The organism is Clostridium sp. CAG:265, from assembly GCF_000436575.1.
Classification (GTDB): domain Bacteria; phylum Bacillota; class Clostridia; order Clostridiales; family Clostridiaceae; genus Clostridium; species Clostridium lentum.
Window position 1 is genome coordinate 25,423 of record NZ_FR886595.1, and the last position, 21,111, is coordinate 46,533.

Sequence of the window (21,111 nt, forward strand, 5' to 3'; positions counted from 1 at the left end):
TCTAGCACTTTTATTTTTACTACTATTTATTACTACTCTCCTAATCCACTTTCATGGAACTTTTTAGTGAATCCACTTAGAAGATTATTTATTGGCTTCTTTAAGAATATTGAAATAAGTATTGATACTACTATATAAATTAACATTATAACTATATCTTTTACAAGTACTGATTGAACTACTCCTCCTATTGCTTCTCTAGCAAATGAAATAGCATAAGTAAATGGTAAAAATGGATTTATTATCTGGAAGAACTTAGGTGTAAGTTGTATAGGGAATGTTCCTCCTGAACCTGCAACTTGTAAAACAAGTAATATTATTGCAGTTACCTTACCAACATTACCAAATACAGATACTAATGAATAAACTATAGCTACAAATACTACACTAGTAAATAAAATTCCTGTTACAAATAATGCTGGATTTACACAATATATCTTTAATAAATATAAATCACCTAATGATACTATTAAAGCTTGTGTCATTCCTATTGTAAGGAATAATAATAGTTTTCCAAAATATACTTCCATATGATTATATTCACCATGTGCCTCAACACTAAACATAGATACTAATAAAGTCATACCTACCCAAAGAGCTAATACTGAATAAAATGGAGTCATAGCAGTACCATAATTTCTCATAGGATATAAAGAATTTTCTTCTAACTCTACTGGTGAAGTAAGATAATTAGAACGCTCTTCAACATTATTCGCTATTAGTTTTAATAAATCTTTTAAATCGCTACTATCTTTTATTTTAGCTACCTTAGAAGTTACCTCATTTACAATCTCTTCTGCTCTTGGAAGATTATCTTTTGCATATTTAATTCCTTCATTACCTTTATTACATAAAGCAGATACAGTTGTCAATATTTCTTCTACTTTTGGTAGCTTATCTTGTGCTCTTTGTAATATTTCTAATGCACTTTTTGCACTATCATTAGCTGTATTTAATATTGTATTTATATTTCCTAATATTTCTGTATCAAATTTTTCATATAAATTTCCTGCAATATTACTTACATCATTTAATACAGTTTTTGCATTTTCAAGTTTTGATGTGTCTAATACATTTCCATTATCAAGTAAATTCCTTATACTTTGAATTTCATTATATAACTGATTTAAATTATTTTCAGCTGTTTCTAATTGACTAAGAACTCCAGATAATGCTCCATTTTGTGATTGACCATTTATCTTCTCTACTAATACTCTTATAGATGTAACATATTCTTTAAGACTACTTACTTTAGTACTTAAATTTTCTAATAATACTTTTACATTTTCACCATTAGTTTTTATAGCATTAATTACCACATCTACATAAGATGATACTTCATCTGCTAAGTCTTTTACCAAACCAATATCTGTTTTAATTGTTGGTGCTATATTATTTATCTCTCCTTGAGATGTAGTTATAAAATCAATTAAATTTGTTGCTAATCCTTTTGTACTATTTAAAGTATCAGTAATTAATGGAATATCATTTTGAAGATTTGTTACTAAATCAGCTACTTTATTTACTCCATCATAAGCTAAATCTGTTGTTTCATATAAATCTTTAAATTTAGATTGAATTTCCACAAGTTTATCATATAAATTATCTAACTTAGGTAGCTGTCCTTCAACTTCTATTCCTAAATCTTTCGCTGTTGAAAGAACTATATCACTTACCGTTTCTATAACTGTTTTATTAACATTTTCTTGTACTGCTGTTGCACCTTTAACAGTAATCTTCGGCGCTATTGCATTTACCTTTTCATTAACAGTATAAATAATTTTTCCTTTTTTAATATCATCAGTTATTAATGATAATATATCTTCAGAAAATTCTTCTGGAATAGTAATCATTGCATAATAACTACCTTCCTCAACGGCTTTTACAGCTTCTTTTTCACTTACAAATTGCCATCCCATGACATCATTTTCTTTTAGCTGATCTATAATCTGATTTCCTATGTTTTTAAATTCACCTTTAAGCTCTGCACCTTTATCCTTATTTACTACACCTATTTTTATTTGACTAGTTGCTTCTTTACCATATGGATCCCAACTTGCCTTAATATTAAACCAGGCATATAAAGAAGGTAATATAGAAAGTGCTATAAATACTATTAGTGCTGCATAATTAGTAAATATTTTTTTAATATCATCTTTGTAAATTTTAAAAATATTATTCACCTTGTTTGCCCCTTTCTCATCTTAAGTCATATAATAATATTTATCCAATCCTTTTTATTTATATATAGTATAATTTTTAGCCAAACTCTTCAAACCTCATATTAGGGCAAATTTCTTCTTTTATGACCATTATATTTAATTATGTTCTAAAAATATGTCTTTTTACATTTTTATACTATTCGGTCTAAAAACGTGAACATTCTTTAAATATCTGTTCATATTTATAGCTGAAATTGTTAAATATTATCAGAAATATTATTATAATAATATTATTTTAAAATTGACTATTATATAGCGATGCGTAGAATCCGTCTTTTTCTAATAATTCATGATGGTTTCCTTGTTCAATAATATCTCCATCTTTCATCACTAATATTAAATCTGCATCTCTTATAGTTGATAATCTATGAGCTATAATAAAGCTTGTTCTTCCTTCCATTAATTTATCCATAGCTTTTTGTATAAGCAATTCTGTCCTTGTATCAACAGAACTTGTAGCCTCATCTAGAATAAGTATTTTGGGATCTGCAAGTATTGCTCTTGCTATAGTTAAAAGTTGTTTTTGCCCTTGTGATACGTTACTTGCTTCTTCATTTAATTCCATATTATATCCATCTGGAAGTGTTTTGATAAATGAGTCTACATGGGCTGCTTTAGCAGCTCTCTTAACTTCTTCATCACTGGCATCCAATCTTCCATATCTCAAGTTATCCATTATACTGCCATTAAATAACCAAGTATCTTGTAATACCATACCAAACATCTTTCTTAAATCGCTTCTACTGAAGTCCTTTATATTATGTCCATCTATAGTTATATTTCCTTCATTAACTTCATAGAATCTCATTAACAGCTTAACCATAGTAGTCTTACCAGCTCCTGTAGGTCCTACTATAGCCACTCTTTGCCCAGGTTTAACCTTTGCTGTAAAATCATTAATTATTGTTTTTTCTGGATTATATCCAAAATGTACATGGTTAAATTCCACTTCACCAATAATTTCTTTAGTACTTATAGGATTTTCCACATCTCTAACTTCTTCCTCTTCATCTAAGAATTCAAAAACTCTTTCAGCGGCAGCTGCTGTAGATTGAAGAACATTAGCAATTTGTGCTGTTTGTGCTATAGGTTGTGTAAAAGATCTCACATATTGAATAAAAGCTTGAATATCACCCACTTCTATAGATCCTTTGATGGCTAAAAATCCCCCAATAATTGATACTAAAACATATCCTAAATTCCCAACAAACATCATTATTGGTTGCATAAGCCCTGATAAAAATTGAGATTTCCAAGCACTCTTATAAAGAGTATCATTTAAATCATTAAATGTATTAATTTCTCTTTCTTCTGAATTAAAGGCCTTTACTATATTGTGTCCTGAGTACACTTCTTCAACTTGACCATTTACATGTCCTAAATATTCTTGTTGACTTTTAAAGTATCTTTGTGATTTCTTAACAACTACTGATATAAGCCCTAAGGATACTGGTATTATTAATAATGCTACCAATGTCATTACCCAATTGATTGAAAACATCATAATAAGTACACCAATTAAAGTTGTTGCTGAAGTTATTATTTGTGACATACTTTGATTTAGCGTCTGGCTTACTGTATCAACATCATTAGTAACTCTTGATAACACTTCTCCATGAGTTTTAGTATCGAAATACTTTAAAGGCATTCTATTAATTTTTTCTGATATTTCTTTTCTCATCTTATAAGAAACCTTTTGTGCTATTCCTGACATTGCAAAACCTTGTATCAATGAAAAAATAGTACTTATCACATATAGAACCAATAATACTATTACTATTTGTCCTATATATCCAAAATCAATTCCTGCTCCAGCCTGACCTGTAACTTTGCTAACTAAACCTTCAAATAAAGCTGTTGTTGCCCTTCCTAATATCTTAGGTCCTACAATTGAAAATGCTGCTGAACCTATGGCAAATATTATTACTATTATTATCATCAATCTATAAGGCTTTAAATAAGACATTAAAGATTTCATAGTCTTCTTAAAATCTTTGGCTTTTTCACCACCAGCTCTTATACCGCCCATAGGTCCTCCCATGGGACCTCTCATTTTTCTTTGATCATTACTCATCTTGAAGCTCCTCCTTTGAAAGTTGTGATAAAGCTATCTGTCTATAAACTTCACAATTTTCCATAAGCTCTTTGTGAGTTCCTTTCCCTACAACTTTCCCCTCATCTAGCACTAATATCTGATCAGCATTCATTATTGTACTGATTCTTTGAGCTACTATTAATAGCGTACTATCACTTAATTCTTCATTTATAGCTTTTCTTAATTTAGCATCTGTCTTAAAGTCTAAAGCTGAAAAACTATCATCAAATATAAATATCTCTGAATTCTTAGCCAGTGCTCTAGCAATAGCTAATCTTTGTTTTTGCCCTCCTGATACATTAGTACCACCTTGAGAAATCTCTGTGTTAAATCCACTTTCTTTGCTAGAAATAAATTCTGTTGCTTGAGCTATTTCAGCTGCTTTATGCATATATTCATCACTTATATGTTCTCCACCATACTTTAAGTTAGATTCAATAGTCCCTGAAAAAAGCATCCCTTTTTGTGGAACAAAACCTATTTTTTCTCTTAAGTCATGTAATGAAACATTTTTAATATTTTCTCCATCAATTAAAATTTCACCACTAGTAACATCATAAAAACGTGGAATTAAATTAATAAGTGTTGATTTACCGCTACCTGTGCTTCCTATAAAAGCTGTAGTTTCTCCAGATTTAGCTTTGAAATTAATATCTTTTAATATATATTCATCTGCCCCTGGATATTTGAATGAAACATTTTTAAATTCAATTTCACCTTTTTCTTCTACTTTAAAGCTAACTGGATTTTCAATATTCTTTATGGCAATATCAGTATTTAAAACTTCTGATACACGTCCTGCTGAAACTAATGCTCTTGGTAAAATAACTGATACCATTGAAATCATCAAAAATGCCATAATTATTTGCATAACGTATTGCATAAATGCCATCATATCTCCAACTTGCATTACACCGGAATCAACTCTATGAGAACCTACCCATACTATTAAAAGCGTTACTCCATTCATAATGAACATCATTAAAGGCATCATCATAGACATTGCTCTATTAACAAAAAGATTTGTCTTTGTTAAATTCATGTTAGCTCTTTCAAATTTTTCTTCTTCATACTTTTCTGTGCTAAAAGCTCTTATTACAAGCATTCCTGTTAAACTTTCTCTTGTTACTAGGTTTAATTTATCCACTAGCTTTTGTACCATCTTAAATTTAGGAATTGCAAATACAAATAACACTGCCACTAAAGATAAGATAGATACTACAGCCACTACTATAACCCATCCCATTCCAGCTCCACTCTTAACTACTTTTACTATACCACCTATTCCTAATATAGGTGCATAAAATACTATTCTAAGTCCCATAACTATCAACATCATAATTTGCTGAATATCGTTAGTAGTTCTTGTAATAAGTGATGCTGTTGAGAATCTATCAAATTCAGCATTGGAGAAACCTACAACCTTATTAAATACATCTTTTCTTAAATTTCTTCCTAATGCTGCTGCTATTCTTGCTGCTATAAATGTAACTATTACTGCTGCAATAGTTCCTATTAAAGCAACTCCTAGCATCTTAGCACCTGCCATAAATAAATAATTTGTCTGTACTTTATCAATATCTATACCTAACTCTTTATATTGTTCCCTAACATATGTAACTGCTGATTGAGTAACCATACTTTCAGGCATTTCATCTAATTTTTCATTAATTCCCTTAATAATTTCTAAAACTTGCTCTTCTGGCATATTAGATAACATCATGAAAGGATCCATATTTGCCATATCAACACCTTCAGGTGCAGCCATAACATTACCAGAATCCCCCATAACTTTAGTAGCATCTCCACTTTCAAATAGAGATGTTATTAGCATAGGTCTACCTAGAATCTCATTCAATTTCCTTTTTACATCTTTACTCTTAGTATCTAATACATATATATCCTCATTGGCTAACTCTGGATATTGTTTTATATATTTTTCATAATCATCATCAGATAATTCTTCTTTCCTTATGAGCTTATAATTATCTTCAACCACTTTTTTATCGTCACTATTAGTAAATAATAATAACTTATTTAGTTCAGAAGATTTTATTGCTTTTGGTACTGCATCTTCGATACCCTTTTGCTGTATTCCAATATTAACTATATTAGACATATAGCTTGGCAGTGATAAATCACTTATTGCTTGAACAAATAATAGCATTATTGCAACTATTATAGCTCCTGCAAAAGGCCTTAAATATTTTAGTAATTTTTTCATTGCTTTATTCTCCTTATGCATTAAACTTATTATTTAATAACTATTATATTTTTATAACCTTTTTCCGTCAATAGATTTTATTATATTTATATAATAATTATATTTTTATCACTATTTTATTGTAAATTTTTATACATTAGATTATAATGATAATATTAAGAAATTCAGGAGGTAACTTATGAATTCTATAGACCATATACCTAATAATTTATACATACTTTTATTATCTCTAAATAGACGAGTTTTTAATCCAAATGATGCTTTAAAATCATTAAATCTTCCTTCATCTCATGCTAAAGTTTTATTTTATTTAATACATAACGGAGCAAATCCTATTTCAAAAGTAGCTAAAGATTTATCAATATCTAAACCTAATATGACTCCAATTATTGATAAATTAGTAAACGATGGCTATGTTGAAAGATATTGTGATGATAATGATAGAAGAGTTATATTAATTAAACACACAAAATCAGCATGCAATTTATTTAAATCTTTAGAAGCTCAAGTTAAAAATAACATCTATAATAAAATAAAAGTTTTAGATGAAGCTGAATTAAATCTTCTTTCTGAATCAATTGATAACATTTTAAATTTAATACCTAAAATAACATAATTTTAGGTATATGCTTTCATTGAAATAATATAGCAATATATAAATATTATTTTTTCATTTAAATTAAAGTAATAAAAATAGACACATTAGTTGGTTTTATATCAACTAATGTGTCTATTTTTAATTCTATATATTTTAATGTATCAAAATAAATTTTAGTATGAAAACTACTCCAATTATCCATGTAGGTATTGTTATTTCTTTTATTTTTCCAGAAAATGCTTTTATTCCTATATATGATAGCACTCCAAAGGCAATCCCATCTGCTATAGAATATGCAAAAGGCATCATTATTATTGTAAGGAAAGCTGGAATAGCTTCTGTATAATCTTCTAAATTTATGTCCTTGATATTTTCAATCATAAATAATCCAACTATAACTAAAGCTGACGCTGTAACTGCTGGTGTAACCATTCCAAATAACGGTGCAAAGAATAATGCTAAACAGAACATTCCTGCTGTAGATACTGCTGTAAGACCAGTTCTTCCTCCTTCAGCAACTCCAGATGCACTTTCAACAAAAGTACTTACAGTACTTGTTCCTAAACAAGCTCCTACTGTTGTACCAATTGCATCAGCAAATAAAGCTTTTTTAATGTTCTTAACTCTACCATTCTCATCAAGCATATTTGCTTTTGTAGCCACTCCTACCAATGTTCCAATTGTATCAAACATATCCATAAATAATAATGTGAATAATACTATTACCATATCAAATGAAAAAATATTATGCCATTCAAATTTCATAAATGTAGAACTAATTGATGGTGGAATACTTACTATAGAGTTAGGTAACTCAATTACTCCCATAGGAATACCAATGATTGTTGTAATAATCATTCCTAAGAATAATGCACCTTTAACTTTTCTCGCTACTAATATACCAGTGATTAGTATACCAATTAATGATAGAAGAATCGTGTTATTTCTTACATCACCTAATGCTAGTATTGTAGCTCCATCACCGATTACTACTCCAGCTGCTTCAAGCCCTAATAGAGCTATAAATAAACCAATTCCTATTGAAATAGCTTTCTTTATATTAACTGGAATAGAATCAACTATTGCTTCACGTACATTAAATAATGTTAACAATATAAAAATTAAACCTTCTAATAAAACTGCTGTTAGTGCAAACTCAAATGAATATCCCATTTGTAATACTACTGTATATGCAAAAAAAGCATTTAATCCCATACCTGGAGCTTGAGCAAATGGTAACTTTGCATATATACCCATAATTAATGTTGCCACTATAGATGATAATGCTGTTGCTGTAAAAACAGCCCCTGAATCCATTCCTGCTGCTGATAAAATTGTAGGATTTACTATTAGTATGTATGCCATTGTCATAAATGTAGTAATCCCTGCTACAACTTCTTGTCTAACATTCGTATTATTTTCTTTAAGTTTAAAAAATCTTTCCATTTTTTATCTTCCTTTTCTTTTATTTCGCTAAATACTAAATTATAATATCATATTTTTATATTTTTTCAATAGTTTTATCGAATATTTATTTATAGTTAATGTTTATCATTCGTAAAATCATTATATTATTTATTATTTTTTACTTTTTTGTTCTAAAATTCCTCTTTTTAGTTTATAATATTATATATGCAAATGCAAACTATTCTTATTTGAATTTAGGAGGATATTAATGAAAACTACATTAACAAAAATTTTAACCATAATTATTCTAGTATCTCTGTTTCTTACAGGCTGCAATAATTCAGCAAAATCTAATAATTCTACAGAATCTAATAATAAATTAACCATTGTTACTTCTTTTTATCCAATGTATATATCTACTTTAAACATAGTTAAAGATATTCCAAATGTAGAAGTTCTAAATATGACAACTTCTCAAACTGGTTGCCTTCATGATTACAGTCTTTCTACAAAAGATTTAAAAACTTTAAGCAATGCCGATATATTAATAATTAATGGTGCAGGAATGGAATCATTTTTAGATGATGTTATAGATGAATATTCTGATTTAAAAATAATTGAAGCCAGTAAAGGAATTGATTTAATTGAAGATACAGAGCATGATGATCACACAGAAGACCATGACCATGAAGATCATGATCACGATGTTAATCCTCACGTTTGGGTAAGTATCTCTAAGAATATTGAAGAAGTTTCTAATATAGCTGAAGAACTTTCTTCTTTAGATCCAAATCATGATAATGAATATCAAGATAATGCCAATGAATATATTGCAAAACTTGAAAACTTAAAAACTGAAATGCACTCAACTTTAGACAATATAGCTCATAAAGATATTATAACTTTTCATGAAGCCTTTCCTTATTTTGCTGAGGAATTTGGTCTTAATATTGTAGGCGTAATAGAAATCGAACCAGACTCTGAACCATCTGCTAAAGAAGTAGAAAATATTATTTCAATAATTAATGAAAAAAATATTAAAGCTCTATTTACAGAACCTCAATATTCTTCAAAAATTGCTGACACAATTGCTAAAGAAACTGGCGCTTCTATATATACTCTTGATCCAATTGTAACTGGCGATTCCAATGAAAAAGCCTATAACGACTATATTATCAAAATGCAAGAAAATTTAAATACTTTGAAAGAGGCCTTAAAATGATAAATAAAAATAACTTTTCTAACATTAATGAAAGCTGTAAGAACTTTTGCTGTACTAAAATTGAAAACTTTTCTGTAACCCTTGGTAGTAACAAGATTTTAGATAACGTTAATCTCCATATTCATTGTGGAGAATTAACTTCTCTTATTGGTCCAAACGGAGCTGGAAAAAGCACACTTTTAAAAGCATTATTAGGTGAAATTAAACATCAAGGAAGCTTAAAATTTCTTGGTACAAATGATGTAGCATTTCATCAACCTATAATTGGTTATGTACCTCAATATCTTACTTTTGATGCTAATTCACCAATAAGTGTTTTAGATTTATTTACTTCTTGTAAATCTCCTAGACCATCTATCTTTAACCCTAAAAAGAAAATTAGAAATGAAGTCTACGAAAGCCTATGTAAAGTAAAAGCTTCACATTTAATTGACAGAAGACTGGGAGCTTTATCTGGTGGAGAAATGCAGAGGGTTTTGCTTGCTTTAGCTTTAGATCCAATACCTAATATCTTATTACTGGACGAACCTATTTCAGGTGTAGATCAAAATGGAACTGAACTTTTTTATCATATACTGATGGAAATAAAAAAAAATTATGATTTATCTATTATCTTAGTTTCTCACGATCTTGATTTGGTTTATAAGTACTCTGACAGAGTAGCTCTTATTAATGGTACAGTAGTATGTTCAGGCACTCCTGCTCAAGTATTTAATAATCCAGCCACTAAAAAGCTCTTTGGTTTAAATTACAATGATAAATCATCTACATCAGGAGGACTATAACAATGTTTGATTTTATTTATAACTTGATGGATACACTTTTACCATTTCAATGGCTATCATATACTTTTATGAAAAATGCCTTACTGGCAGTATTAATAGTAACTCCACTTTTTGGGTTTCTTAGTACTATGGTTGTTAATAACAAAATGTCCTTCTTTGCTGATTCCTTAGGGCATGGTGCTTTTACTGGAATTGCTCTTGGTATTCTTTTTGGTGGTTTAAATCCAATGTGGGGTGCAACATTATTTTCAATTTGCTTTGCCATAGCAATTACTGTAATTAAAAATAAAGGGGCTTCATCCACCGATACTATCATTGGAGTATTTTCATCTACAGCCATTGCTTTAGGATTAGTACTTATGAGTTATTCTAGTAGCCTTAGTAAATTTTCTTCATATCTAGTTGGTGACTTACTTAGCATTACTAGCTCTGAAATAATACTGCTTATCATTGTATTTGTAGCAGTAATTATTTTATGGTATTTTATTTTTAATAAGCTACTTATAACTAGTTTAAATACTTCTCTAGCAAATAGTCGTGGTATCAATACATTATTAATAGAAATCCTATTTACATGTACTATTGCTGTAGTTGTAACACTTACTGTAAGCTGGGTAGGACTTCTTATTATTAACTCCTTATTAGTACTTCCAGGAGCTTCTGCTAGAAATATTGCTAAAAATGTAAGACAATATAATTTATTTTCTATGATTATTGCATTATTTTCAGGTATAACAGGCCTTATATTATCTTATTACTTAAATACAGTTACTGGAGCAACTATAGTTTTAGTTTCTTCTGTGGTATTTTTCATAACTTTAATTTTAAAGAAAAAGTTTATATAATATAAGTAATTAGCAATAATTATATAAAAATTTGGAGGATTTAAGTTTGCAAACAAAAACTGATTTTACTACAGCGCTAAAGAAAAAAGGCTTAAAAGTTACAAAGCATAGAAACTCACTTTTAGAAGTTTTAGAAATTGAAAATCAGCCTTTAACAGCAGAAGATATCTTTTTAAAGCTAAAAGAACAAGGCATATCCATAAATTTATCATCTGTATATAGAATACTTGATACTTTAGCAGATAATAATTTAATAATTAAATATGTACTTGGTGATACTAACAAAACTTTTTATGAAATAAATACATTAAAGCATAAACACCATTTAGTTTGTACATCCTGCAAAAAAATATTTCCTTTAGAAAATTGTCCACTTTCAAAATATGAAAGTGAATTAGAAGATAATTTAGATTTTGAAATAACAGGACATAAGCTAGAAATATATGGCATATGTAAAGAGTGTAGAAAGCATAAAAAAAGCCATTACGATTAACATCGTAATGGCTTTTTTTAATTGATAAGGGATAATAATCCATTTTTTTATTTTCAATTATTATTTATAAATCTACTACTTAGTAGTAAATTTATAAATAGTAGTGTGGTTATATTCTTCACCAGCCTTAAGTATAGTACTTGGAAATTCCGGATTTGCTAATGCATTTGGATAATACTGAGTTTCTAAGCATAAACCAGCTCTTCTTTTATACACAACTCCATTCTTTCCTTTTTGTCCTTCTAAAAAGTTTCCAGTATAAAATTGTACTCCTGGCATTGTACTATAAACATCCATTTTTATACCTGAAGTATCTTCTATCACTTCTGCTACAATATTTAGATTTCCTTCTTCTCCATCTATAATCCAGTTATGATCATATCCATGACCATTGTTTAATTGATCATAATCATCATCTATGTTTTGTCCAACTACTCTAAATTCTGTAAAGTCCATTGGAGTATTTTTTATATTTCTAATTTCTCCCCTAGGAATACTTTCTTCATCAGCTGTAGTTATATAACTACCATATATCTTTAACTTATGATTTAATATGTCTCCTGACTCTTGTCCAGCCAAGTTAAAATATGAGTGATTAGTTAGGTTCACCACTGTATCCTTGTCACTTTTAGCTTTATATTCTATTACAAGCTCATTTTTATTATTTAATCTGTAATTTACTGTAACATTTAAATTTCCTGGGTAATTTTCTTCTTTATCTTTGCTTAAATAAGTTAGCTCAAGATATTCACCTTGTTTATCTTCTTTAATCGTAGAGTTCCAAACCTGTTTATCAAAGCCCTTCTTTCCACCATGAAGATGATTATTTCCATCATTCTTTACTAGGTTGTATTCCTTTCCATCAATTTTTATTACAGCTTCTTGTATTCTGTTAGCACAACGTCCTACTAACGCTCCAAAATATACAGTACTTGTTGTATAATCATCTAAATAATCAAAGCCTAAAACTACATCTCTTTTATCTCCATTTTTATCTGGAATGTCTAATGATAAAATAACTCCACCATAATTCATTATTCTTGCAGTCAATCCGTTTTCATTGCTTAATGAATATATGTATATTTCTTTATTATCAATAATTTTATTAATTTTTTCTACTTTTATACTCAAAGTTTTGCTCCCCCCTTTTATCTCACTTTCACTTTTTAATTATATCACTGCATATTTTTAATGTAAATATTTTCATTAATTATTATACTATTAAATAGATAGGCAGCTTAATACTGCCTATCATTATATATCAATATTTTCTTTTCTCAATACCACCTCTAGATTATCCACAATTATATCTAAATTCTTTAAGATTTTATCATTACCTTCAATAAAGACTTTCTCTAAATTTTCTTTAAAATTTTCTGGCTTTATGTTACATTGATTTTCAATTATATCTATTAACTTTTTTTCTCCAGGATGAGGAATTTCATTGATGGCAAATAATATATCGAAATAGCTTGCTATAAATGCTGATAGCCTATGATTTATACTAACTAAATCATTTCTCCTCAGAGCTTTAGTTATTTGATTATAATATGAAGAAAAGCCTCTTCTTAAAATAGGATAATTTTTTTTCACTATATTATTTTTTAACTTTTCTGGATAGGCTATTTTACATTTATTTTGTAATTCTGTAAATACCCCATCTCTATCATAAACAATAACGGCATTTTTTACGTTATGCCAAAAGCAGGTTGTATATCCTATACATGCAATATTTCTATCTAATATGTTTGAAATTTGATCCTTTATCCAATTTATTTGAAAATATGTTATATCTACTTGTATATCTGAATTTCTTAAAAGAAATTCATCACCATCTCCCCAATAATCATTGCCTACTTCCATATAATCTGAAACTTTCTTAATAATCTGTGTTCTTCTATCATTATCAATTTCTTTTGATACTATAATATCTATATCTATATCCGAATAATTGTCTTTTCTACCGTTAGCTCCTGAACCTGCTAAAGTAATTGCCTTAACTTCCGGAATTCTTTTATACTCATTTACAAGCTGATATACCACCATGTTCATTCCCATAAAACTCACTCCTGCTTTTATTATATTCAAGTTAATAATGAATAGGTATTAAAATCTAACTATTCATCATTAACCTGTTTAATTGGAAATTACTTTATTAAGATGTAGGTACTTCTTGCTGAAACTTTAACCATAGAATCTTCTATTTTATATTGAGCTTTGCTATCAGCTTTTTCATTATCTACAAGCACACTCCACCCACCTTCATTCAAGTGAACTTCCACATCATACTTATTAGAATTAAATATTACAGCTATTTTACTATAACTTTCCTCATAATCTTCTGTATTAATCATATAACCTACTATATGATCTTCATTAAATTCATTACCTTTAGTCATAAAGGATATATTCTTTTGTATCTCTTTATTACTATTCATCCTAAAGGCTTTATATTCCTTTCTTAACTTAATGAGTCCTTTATAATAATTAAACAAATCAATATACCTCTGTTTTCTAAGCCATTTAAGTTCATTTATATAGTCTGAAGAATTATAGCTATTTTCTATAATTTCTCCTTCTAAATTTTCCTTAACTCTTGCAAACTCTTCACCTTCATGCAAAAAACTTATACCTTGAGATGTTAACACTATAGCTGCTGCCAACTTATTCATTTTTAAGATTTCTTCTTCATTTTCATCCTTACAAGACATTCTAAGCTTATCAAACAAAGTATTATTATCATGAGCTGAATCATAAGTAATTGTTTGATATGGCTCATTAGCCCAAAATACTTTTGAGTAAATTACTTTTGATAAATCTATTTCATCATGCTTTGTAGAAGCACATATTGCATATTTTATAGACTCTTCAAAATTATCTCCTCCATTAACAAAGCCCAAAGCTTCTTTTAAAAAAACTGAACCTTTTATAGAATCTCTTGCATCATCACTAAAGGCAGCAATTTGTAAATCATCAAATTTTATTATATTATTTTTAACTGCTGATTCATTACTATTTAATGGCGTATTATAACAAGTCCATCCTTCACCATACATAATAATTGATTTATCAACCTTATTTAACTCATTTCTAATTATCCTCATAGTTTCTAAATCATGAAGACCCATTAAATCAAACCTAAAACCATCAATATGATATTCCTTAACCCAATATAAGACAGAATCAATCATATATTTTCTATACATATACCTTTCAGATGCAGTCTCATTGCCACAGCCTGAACCATTGCTATAATTTCCATATTGATCCTGCCTATAATAGTAACCTGGAACAGTGATGTTTAAAGGAGATTCTAGATTATAGGTATGATTATAAACCATATCCATAACTACTCTAATGCCAGCTTGATGAAATTTATATACCATTTCTTTAAATTCACTAATTCTTACTGAACCTTCATATGGATTTGTAGAGTATGACCCTTCTGGAACATTATAATTTTGAGGATCATATCCCCAATTATAATTATCAGGACTATCATACCTTTCATCAATAGATCCGTAATCAAATACTGGCATTAGATGAATATGAGTTACTCCTAATTCCTTTAAATGGTCAAATCCTGTAGTTATGCTTGTATTTTTAATTTTACTATTTTCTAAAACAGCACCTATATACTTGCCTCTTAATGCTGGCAACACTCCTGAAGCTTCATTTTTAGTCAAATCTCTTATATGAGCTTCATATATTATTGAATCAGTTGCAGCTTTTAGTAAAGGTCTTTTATCATTACTCCATCCCGTGGGATTAGTAATTTCCATATCTATTACCATTGATTTTTCACCATTTATGGAAACAGCTTTTGCATATGGATCCACTGATTCATATGTTTTGCCATTATTTCTAACTAAATAATTATAATATTCACCATTTAAATCTTCATCTATTATAACTCTCCATACGCCTCTATCTTCTTTATTCATTTTTATAATAGTCTTATTAGCCTCTAGGTTATTATACTCTTTCCCATATAAAATTAACTGAACTTCTTCTGATAATGGTGCCCATAATTTAAATTCGCTACTATTCTTAGAATATATTACACCTAGCTCTCCATCATAATTATACTTTTCATTAAATTCTTTTGATTCAAAATAATTACTTTTCATAATATTTATTCCTCTCATACTCTTTTATCCTAATATGCCTTTAAGTATCGTTTCTATAGTCTACATTTTATTTTTACTTTTTTTACCATTTATTTTTTTATTATATCATACATTATATTTTTTTACTGCTTCATTTGTGAAATTTATAATTTCTCTAAAAAAGACAATGTAATTCTTAATATAAAAAATATTTTATTTTTTATATTAAAATTCACTTAAAGTTCACATACTATATCTATAGTGTGGAACAAGAAAATATAATTTTTGTTTTACATCAAGTTTTCAAGGAGGTATTTATATGAAAAAAAAATCTTTATCTTTAATGCTAATTTCTTTATTAGTATCTACCGAAACATTAATTATGCCTACAGCTCAAGCTTTTGCTTCAGTAGATACTGCTGATATCCTACCATGTTCTTGTGATGATGAGCGTCATAAAGATAATTGTGAAAAAGAACAGAAAAAAACTGAAAAATATAAAAAAGATTGTGAAAAAGAAAAGAAAGAAACTGAAAAAGATTGCAAAGATAATAAAAATTCTGGAGAAAAGGAGCAAAAAAAAGAAGTTTGTCCTGATATGCAATTTTGGACTGAAGATAATATTAAATTATTAAACTCAGATCAAAAAAATAAATTATGTGAAATTCAAGAAAAAATAAAAAAAGGAACTGCCCTTGATGAAAGTGATAAAAAAGCTTTATTTGAATTAAGAGATGCAGTATTTAAATGTAAACTTGGCGATAAAAAATATGAAGAATTTAAAAAACTAATTGAAAAGAAAAAATGTGGCGATAAATTAACAAAAGAAGAAGAAGAAAAATTAAAATGTTATTTTAAAGAGCTAAGATAGATCATAATTACATATTTTTATTTGCAAATAAAAAGGCTGTAATGAATAATCATTATAGCCTTCCTTAATTAAACAATAATTATCTATTATTGTTGTTTGCTTTTCTTGCTCTTCTGCATTCTACGCATCTCTTTGGTTCATTATCAAAACCTTTTTCTTTGTAGAAAGCTTGTTCACCTTCTGTAAATATAAACTCTTTTCCACAATCTTGACATACTAATGTCTTATCCATTATTAATTCCTCCACTTCAAAAGATTAATTAAATAATAATGTCTCTCTAACTCTTGGAGAAATTTATTATCATCAGAATCTTTTTTATTAATTATTACTGTTTAATTATACCATCTTATAAAGCTTTTACAACGTTTTTTTACTAAATTAATCATAATTTTACAATATTTACTTCAGAAGGAATGCTAAACAGCACTCCTTCTTTATTTAATACAAATACTATTACTTAAGTTCAAATGACTGACAATCTGTACATTCCACTTGTTTTGGATTTGCTTCATGTGTTCCTACTTGAATGACATCTAATGTACAGTATTGTTTATTTGTATTATTATACTTACAACTATCTACACTACATTTAATTCCTGGATTAATATTCAAAATACTCACCTCCTAACAAGATTATTATTAGTAGGTACTGCTGAAATTATTCTCCATAAAACTGTATTATTTATCTTCTATTTTGAATATCTTGTTACATATCCACATCTCTTACATAACTCTTCTATAGACTTTCTATTAGAAAATCCATCATATAATTCTTTTGCTCTCTGAGAGTTAATAATATCTTTTAAGGAGCTCTCAAATACATTTCCTAGAGGGATATTTCCTTCACTATCAAGACAACATGGCACTACAGTTCCATCCACTAAGATACCTATCTGATCTCTTAGCCCATAGCAAAATGCACTTTCACTAATAACTTCTCTATTAATATTAGGCCATTCAAATTTTTCCGCACTATTTACATAAACATTCTTACTTACCTTTATTCCTGGCTTATTACTTAAAGCTTCTTTAATATTTACTTCAGAATTCAAGCCATCTTGCAACATTTTTAATATATCATCATTTAAAGTATTCTTTCCCTTTAAATTTAAAACTCCGTTATCCATATTCCATAACCTTATAGAACATATAATATTTTCTTTTGCTTCATTAATAAAATTTAATACTTCAGATACATATTCCTCTAGTTCTTTAGTTACTTTATTTGCTTCAAAACTATGAAGTGATATATTTACTTGTCTTAATGCCTTGGCATTTATAAGACTATCTTTTTCTTTTTCTAATAAAGTTCCATTGGTAGTTATATTTACTTTTAAACCATTTTCATAACAAATCTCTAAAAATCTTGCTAAATTTTTATTTAGTAGAGGCTCTCCCATTAAGTGAAAATATACATGATCAGTATAAGGCTTTACTTTTTCTATTATTTCTTTAAACTTTTCTTCATCACTAAATTGAAGCTTTCTTCCTGTCTTAGGGCAAAAGTTACAACTTAAATTGCAAACATTAGTTATTTCTATATAAACTTTTTTAAATCTTTTCATTTATTTTCTCCTTTGCATAATTTTCATGTAATATACAATAAGAAAACCCAGCAGAAGCTGAGTTTTCTAATCATTCATCATTAAATAAATGGGTTATAAAATCTACTACCATTTTTAATTGTCATTATTATAGCTACGATAAATATTATGCTTACTAAAAATATAGATATATAGTCACGTTTTTCAAACTTTCTTCCACTATACCAAGTACGGCTTTTACCATTACCAAAAGCTCTTAGTTCCATTGCTGAACTAATGGTTTCAATTCTTTCTAAACTTGAAAAAACAAGTGGCATTATTATAGCCGCTGAACTCTTTATACGATTAAATAAGCTTTCTTTATTTGACATTTCAATCCCTCTTGCTTGTTGAGCAAATGATATTTCCTGATAATCTCTTTGTACATCTGGAATATATCTTAAAGCTATAGCCACTGAATAAGCTATTTTATAATTTACACCTATCTTATTTAAAGATGCAGCAAATTCACTTGGATTTGTAGCAACTATAAATAATAATGCCATAGGTATTATTGCAAAATATTTTAACGTTATGTTTAATTGATAAAATAACTGCTGCGTAGTTATAGTATACTGACCTGCAATATGGAACAAATCAGTCCTGCTTCCATAAATATACGTCCCCTCTAAAGGTGAAAATAAAAATATAGCAATATTATTAATTAGTAAAAATACTAAAATTAAATAAAATACAAATGATACAGTTTTAAATTCAACCTTTGATATCTTAAATATGGCTACGCTACAAATAACCATCACAACAAGGATTCTTGTGTCATAAGTCACCATCGATGCTAATGCCCAAATAACTAGACATATAAGCTTAGTTGCTCCAGTTAATTTATGTATAGGTGAGTTTATCTCTGAATACTCTAGCATTGCGCTCATATTCCCCTTATCCTCCTATCATAATTTATAAACCTTCTTACAAATTCCCTTGGGTCTTCTATACCACTCTTTACTGCTAATGCATATAATGAAGTTTCTTTTAAATTAGCTTCTTTTATGATATTCTCATTAGTTAAAATATTGGCTGCCGTATCTTCTGCAAGCTTCTTTCCATTGGATAATACAATTGCTCTATTGGTATATTCAAGCATTAAGTGCATATCATGTGTTATCATCACAATAGTAACTCCACTTTTATTTAATTCCCTTAAGAACTCCATAATTTCTGTATAGTGTTTAAAATCTTGCCCTGCTGTAGGCTCATCTAATATTATCACTTCTGGGTTAAGTACTAATATAGAAGCTATAGTAACACGCTTCTTTTGCCCAAAACTTAAAGCAGAAATTGGCCAATTCCTAAATTCATATAATCCACATATCTTTAATGTATTATATACTCTTTCTTTAATTTCATCTTCTGGAATACCTCGCACTTTTAATCCTAAGGCAACTTCATCAAAAATCATGGCTTTTGAAATCATTTGATTAGGGTTTTGCATTACTATACCTATTTTATCTGCTCTTTCTTTTATACTTTGCCCTGCAATATCTTCATTTTTAAATAAAATTCTTCCAGAGGTTGGCTTGTAGAATCCACAAATAAGCTTTGATATAGTTGATTTTCCAGCACCATTTTTTCCAACTATACTAACCATTTCACCTTTCTTTATATCAAAAGATACACCATGTAGTATTTCCTTTTCTTTAGAATAACCAAAGCTGATGTCCTCTAATCTTAAAATACTCTCATTATCATATGACGTTTCTTCACTGCTTAGTGATGTATACCAATCAGCAAGTTTTTCCTTGAAAACATCAACATTTAGTTTATCTATATGCTCTGGACTACACTGAGGATTTATCTCACAACCAGCATATTTTAATGCAGAAATATATAGAGGTTCTCTAATTCCAGATTCAGTTAGTAAATTGCAACTTAATAATTCTTTTGGTTTTATATCACTAACGATTTCCCCATTATTAACCACAATTATCCTATCAACATTGCAATGTAATACATCTTCTAATCTATGCTCAATTATTATTATAGTTTTTTTATTTTCCTTTTGAATCTTATCTATAAGCTCAATAGCACTTTTTCCTGTAGCTGGATCTAAGCTTGCTAATGGTTCATCAAATAAAAGTATCTCAGCTTCTCCTACCATAGCTCCTGCTAATGTTACTCTTTGTTTTTGTCCTCCAGATAATCTATGTGGAGCACTATTTAAATGAGTATCTATTTCTACTATCTTTGATACCATTTGAACTCTTCTTTTCATTTCTTCTTGCTCTACACAGTCATTTTCTAATTTAAAAGCTATATCTTCTGCCACTGTCAGCCCTATAAATTGACTATCTGGATCTTGAAGAACTGTTCCAACCATATTTGAAATCTTAGCTATGCTAAGTTCCTTTGTTTCTTTTCCATTTATCTTTAAACTACCTTTAATTTCACCTTTATAAGAAAATGGTACCAGTCCATTTATACAATTCGATAATGTACTTTTACCAGAACCTGACGGCCCTACAATAAGAACCTTCTCACCTTTATAAATAGTTAAATTTATATTATTTAATGTAGGTTTTGCTTGAGCTCTGTATTGAAAACTAAAATCCTTAAATTCAATTGCTGGTTTTTTCATACAAAATTCCTTCTCCATTTTATTTTATTACCACTAACAAATATACTATATTTTAAGCTATAT

Annotated in this window: 18 protein-coding genes; 6 read left to right on the plus strand and 12 right to left on the minus strand. The window is 28.4% G+C overall.

From position 1 onward, the window contains the following. Positions 1–32: 32 nt before the first annotated feature. From Q5O29_RS03590 to Q5O29_RS03600, 3 genes are all read right to left on the minus strand, one after another. On the minus strand, positions 33–2,183 hold the full coding sequence (locus tag Q5O29_RS03590) for a YhgE/Pip domain-containing protein (RefSeq protein ID WP_022211634.1): 2,151 nt from the start codon (positions 2,181–2,183) through the stop codon (positions 33–35). Positions 2,184–2,457: 274 nt separating this feature from the next. Beyond that, the gene (locus Q5O29_RS03595) at positions 2,458–4,296 is read right to left on the minus strand and encodes an ABC transporter ATP-binding protein (protein ID WP_022211635.1); all 1,839 of its coding nucleotides are present in this window, start codon (positions 4,294–4,296) and stop codon (positions 2,458–2,460) included. Continuing rightward, positions 4,289–6,541, minus strand: a complete 2,253-nt coding sequence (locus Q5O29_RS03600) for an ABC transporter ATP-binding protein (protein ID WP_022211636.1) — start codon at positions 6,539–6,541, stop codon at positions 4,289–4,291. Before Q5O29_RS03600 ends, Q5O29_RS03595 begins: the two co-directional genes overlap by 8 nt. A 178-nt stretch (positions 6,542–6,719) precedes the next feature. On the opposite strand from Q5O29_RS03600, the gene Q5O29_RS03605 reads away from it, so the two are divergent. Then, on the plus strand, positions 6,720–7,157 hold the full coding sequence (locus tag Q5O29_RS03605) for a MarR family winged helix-turn-helix transcriptional regulator (RefSeq protein ID WP_022211637.1): 438 nt from the start codon (positions 6,720–6,722) through the stop codon (positions 7,155–7,157). A 135-nt stretch (positions 7,158–7,292) separates the two neighbouring features. Here the strand turns inward: Q5O29_RS03605 and Q5O29_RS03610 are convergent, their stop codons facing one another. Then, entirely contained in the window at positions 7,293–8,585 is a 1,293-nt protein-coding gene (locus Q5O29_RS03610; protein ID WP_022211638.1) for an NCS2 family permease, read from the minus strand. Positions 8,586–8,814: 229 nt separating this feature from the next. Here Q5O29_RS03610 and Q5O29_RS03615 point away from each other — a divergent pair, with 229 nt between their 5' ends. Genes Q5O29_RS03615 through Q5O29_RS03630 form a run of 4 tightly spaced genes read left to right on the plus strand, consistent with a single transcriptional unit; the run spans position 8,815 to position 11,891 of the window. Continuing rightward, positions 8,815–9,768 (plus strand): metal ABC transporter solute-binding protein, Zn/Mn family, encoded by a 954-nt coding sequence (locus Q5O29_RS03615; protein WP_022211639.1) that lies wholly within the window; start codon positions 8,815–8,817, stop codon positions 9,766–9,768. Continuing rightward, positions 9,765–10,553: a metal ABC transporter ATP-binding protein gene (locus Q5O29_RS03620; protein WP_022211640.1), complete on the plus strand. Its 789-nt coding sequence runs from the start codon at positions 9,765–9,767 to the stop codon at positions 10,551–10,553. The genes Q5O29_RS03615 and Q5O29_RS03620 overlap by 4 nt, the downstream gene beginning before the upstream one ends. A 2-nt stretch (positions 10,554–10,555) precedes the next feature. Beyond that, positions 10,556–11,398 (plus strand): metal ABC transporter permease, encoded by an 843-nt coding sequence (locus Q5O29_RS03625; protein WP_022211641.1) that lies wholly within the window; start codon positions 10,556–10,558, stop codon positions 11,396–11,398. A gap of 46 nt (positions 11,399–11,444) precedes the next feature. Next, a complete protein-coding gene (locus Q5O29_RS03630; RefSeq protein ID WP_022211642.1) occupies positions 11,445–11,891 on the plus strand; it encodes a Fur family transcriptional regulator in 447 nt (148 codons plus the stop codon). A 75-nt stretch (positions 11,892–11,966) separates the two neighbouring features. Here the strand turns inward: Q5O29_RS03630 and Q5O29_RS03635 are convergent, their stop codons facing one another. The 3 genes from Q5O29_RS03635 to pulA form a co-directional block, all read right to left on the minus strand. After that, complete coding sequence (locus Q5O29_RS03635) at positions 11,967–13,022, minus strand: aldose epimerase family protein (RefSeq protein WP_022211643.1); 1,056 nt, start codon at positions 13,020–13,022, stop codon at positions 11,967–11,969. 123 nt (positions 13,023–13,145) lie between these two features. Next, positions 13,146–13,949, minus strand: coding sequence for a DUF4037 domain-containing protein (locus tag Q5O29_RS03640; protein ID WP_022211644.1), 804 nt, complete (start codon positions 13,947–13,949; stop codon positions 13,146–13,148). An 89-nt stretch (positions 13,950–14,038) separates the two neighbouring features. Next, positions 14,039–16,021 carry a type I pullulanase gene (pulA, locus tag Q5O29_RS03645; protein WP_022211645.1) on the minus strand — a complete coding sequence of 661 codons (1,983 nt, stop codon included), beginning with the start codon at positions 16,019–16,021 and terminating at the stop codon, positions 14,039–14,041. A 298-nt stretch (positions 16,022–16,319) separates the two neighbouring features. Between pulA and Q5O29_RS03650 the strand changes: the two genes are divergently transcribed. Next, entirely contained in the window at positions 16,320–16,871 is a 552-nt protein-coding gene (locus tag Q5O29_RS03650) for a hypothetical protein (RefSeq protein ID WP_022211646.1), read from the plus strand. 79 nt (positions 16,872–16,950) lie between these two features. Here the strand turns inward: Q5O29_RS03650 and Q5O29_RS03655 are convergent, their stop codons facing one another. The 5 genes from Q5O29_RS03655 to Q5O29_RS03675 all read right to left on the minus strand — a co-directional run bounded on the left by Q5O29_RS03655 (position 16,951) and on the right by Q5O29_RS03675 (position 21,048). Next, positions 16,951–17,106 (minus strand): zinc-ribbon domain-containing protein, encoded by a 156-nt coding sequence (locus tag Q5O29_RS03655; RefSeq protein ID WP_186834737.1) that lies wholly within the window; start codon positions 17,104–17,106, stop codon positions 16,951–16,953. Between the two features lie 219 nt (positions 17,107–17,325). Next, on the minus strand, positions 17,326–17,484 hold the full coding sequence (locus Q5O29_RS03660; RefSeq protein ID WP_022211647.1) for a DUF1540 domain-containing protein: 159 nt from the start codon (positions 17,482–17,484) through the stop codon (positions 17,326–17,328). Between the two features lie 77 nt (positions 17,485–17,561). Further along, positions 17,562–18,437 (minus strand): radical SAM/SPASM domain-containing protein, encoded by an 876-nt coding sequence (locus Q5O29_RS03665; RefSeq protein ID WP_022211648.1) that lies wholly within the window; start codon positions 18,435–18,437, stop codon positions 17,562–17,564. Between the two features lie 80 nt (positions 18,438–18,517). After that, complete coding sequence (locus Q5O29_RS03670; RefSeq protein WP_022211649.1) at positions 18,518–19,345, minus strand: energy-coupling factor transporter transmembrane protein EcfT; 828 nt, start codon at positions 19,343–19,345, stop codon at positions 18,518–18,520. Beyond that, positions 19,342–21,048 carry an ABC transporter ATP-binding protein gene (locus Q5O29_RS03675; protein WP_022211650.1) on the minus strand — a complete coding sequence of 569 codons (1,707 nt, stop codon included), beginning with the start codon at positions 21,046–21,048 and terminating at the stop codon, positions 19,342–19,344. The genes Q5O29_RS03670 and Q5O29_RS03675 overlap by 4 nt, the downstream gene beginning before the upstream one ends. Between the last annotated feature and the right edge of the window lie 63 nt (positions 21,049–21,111).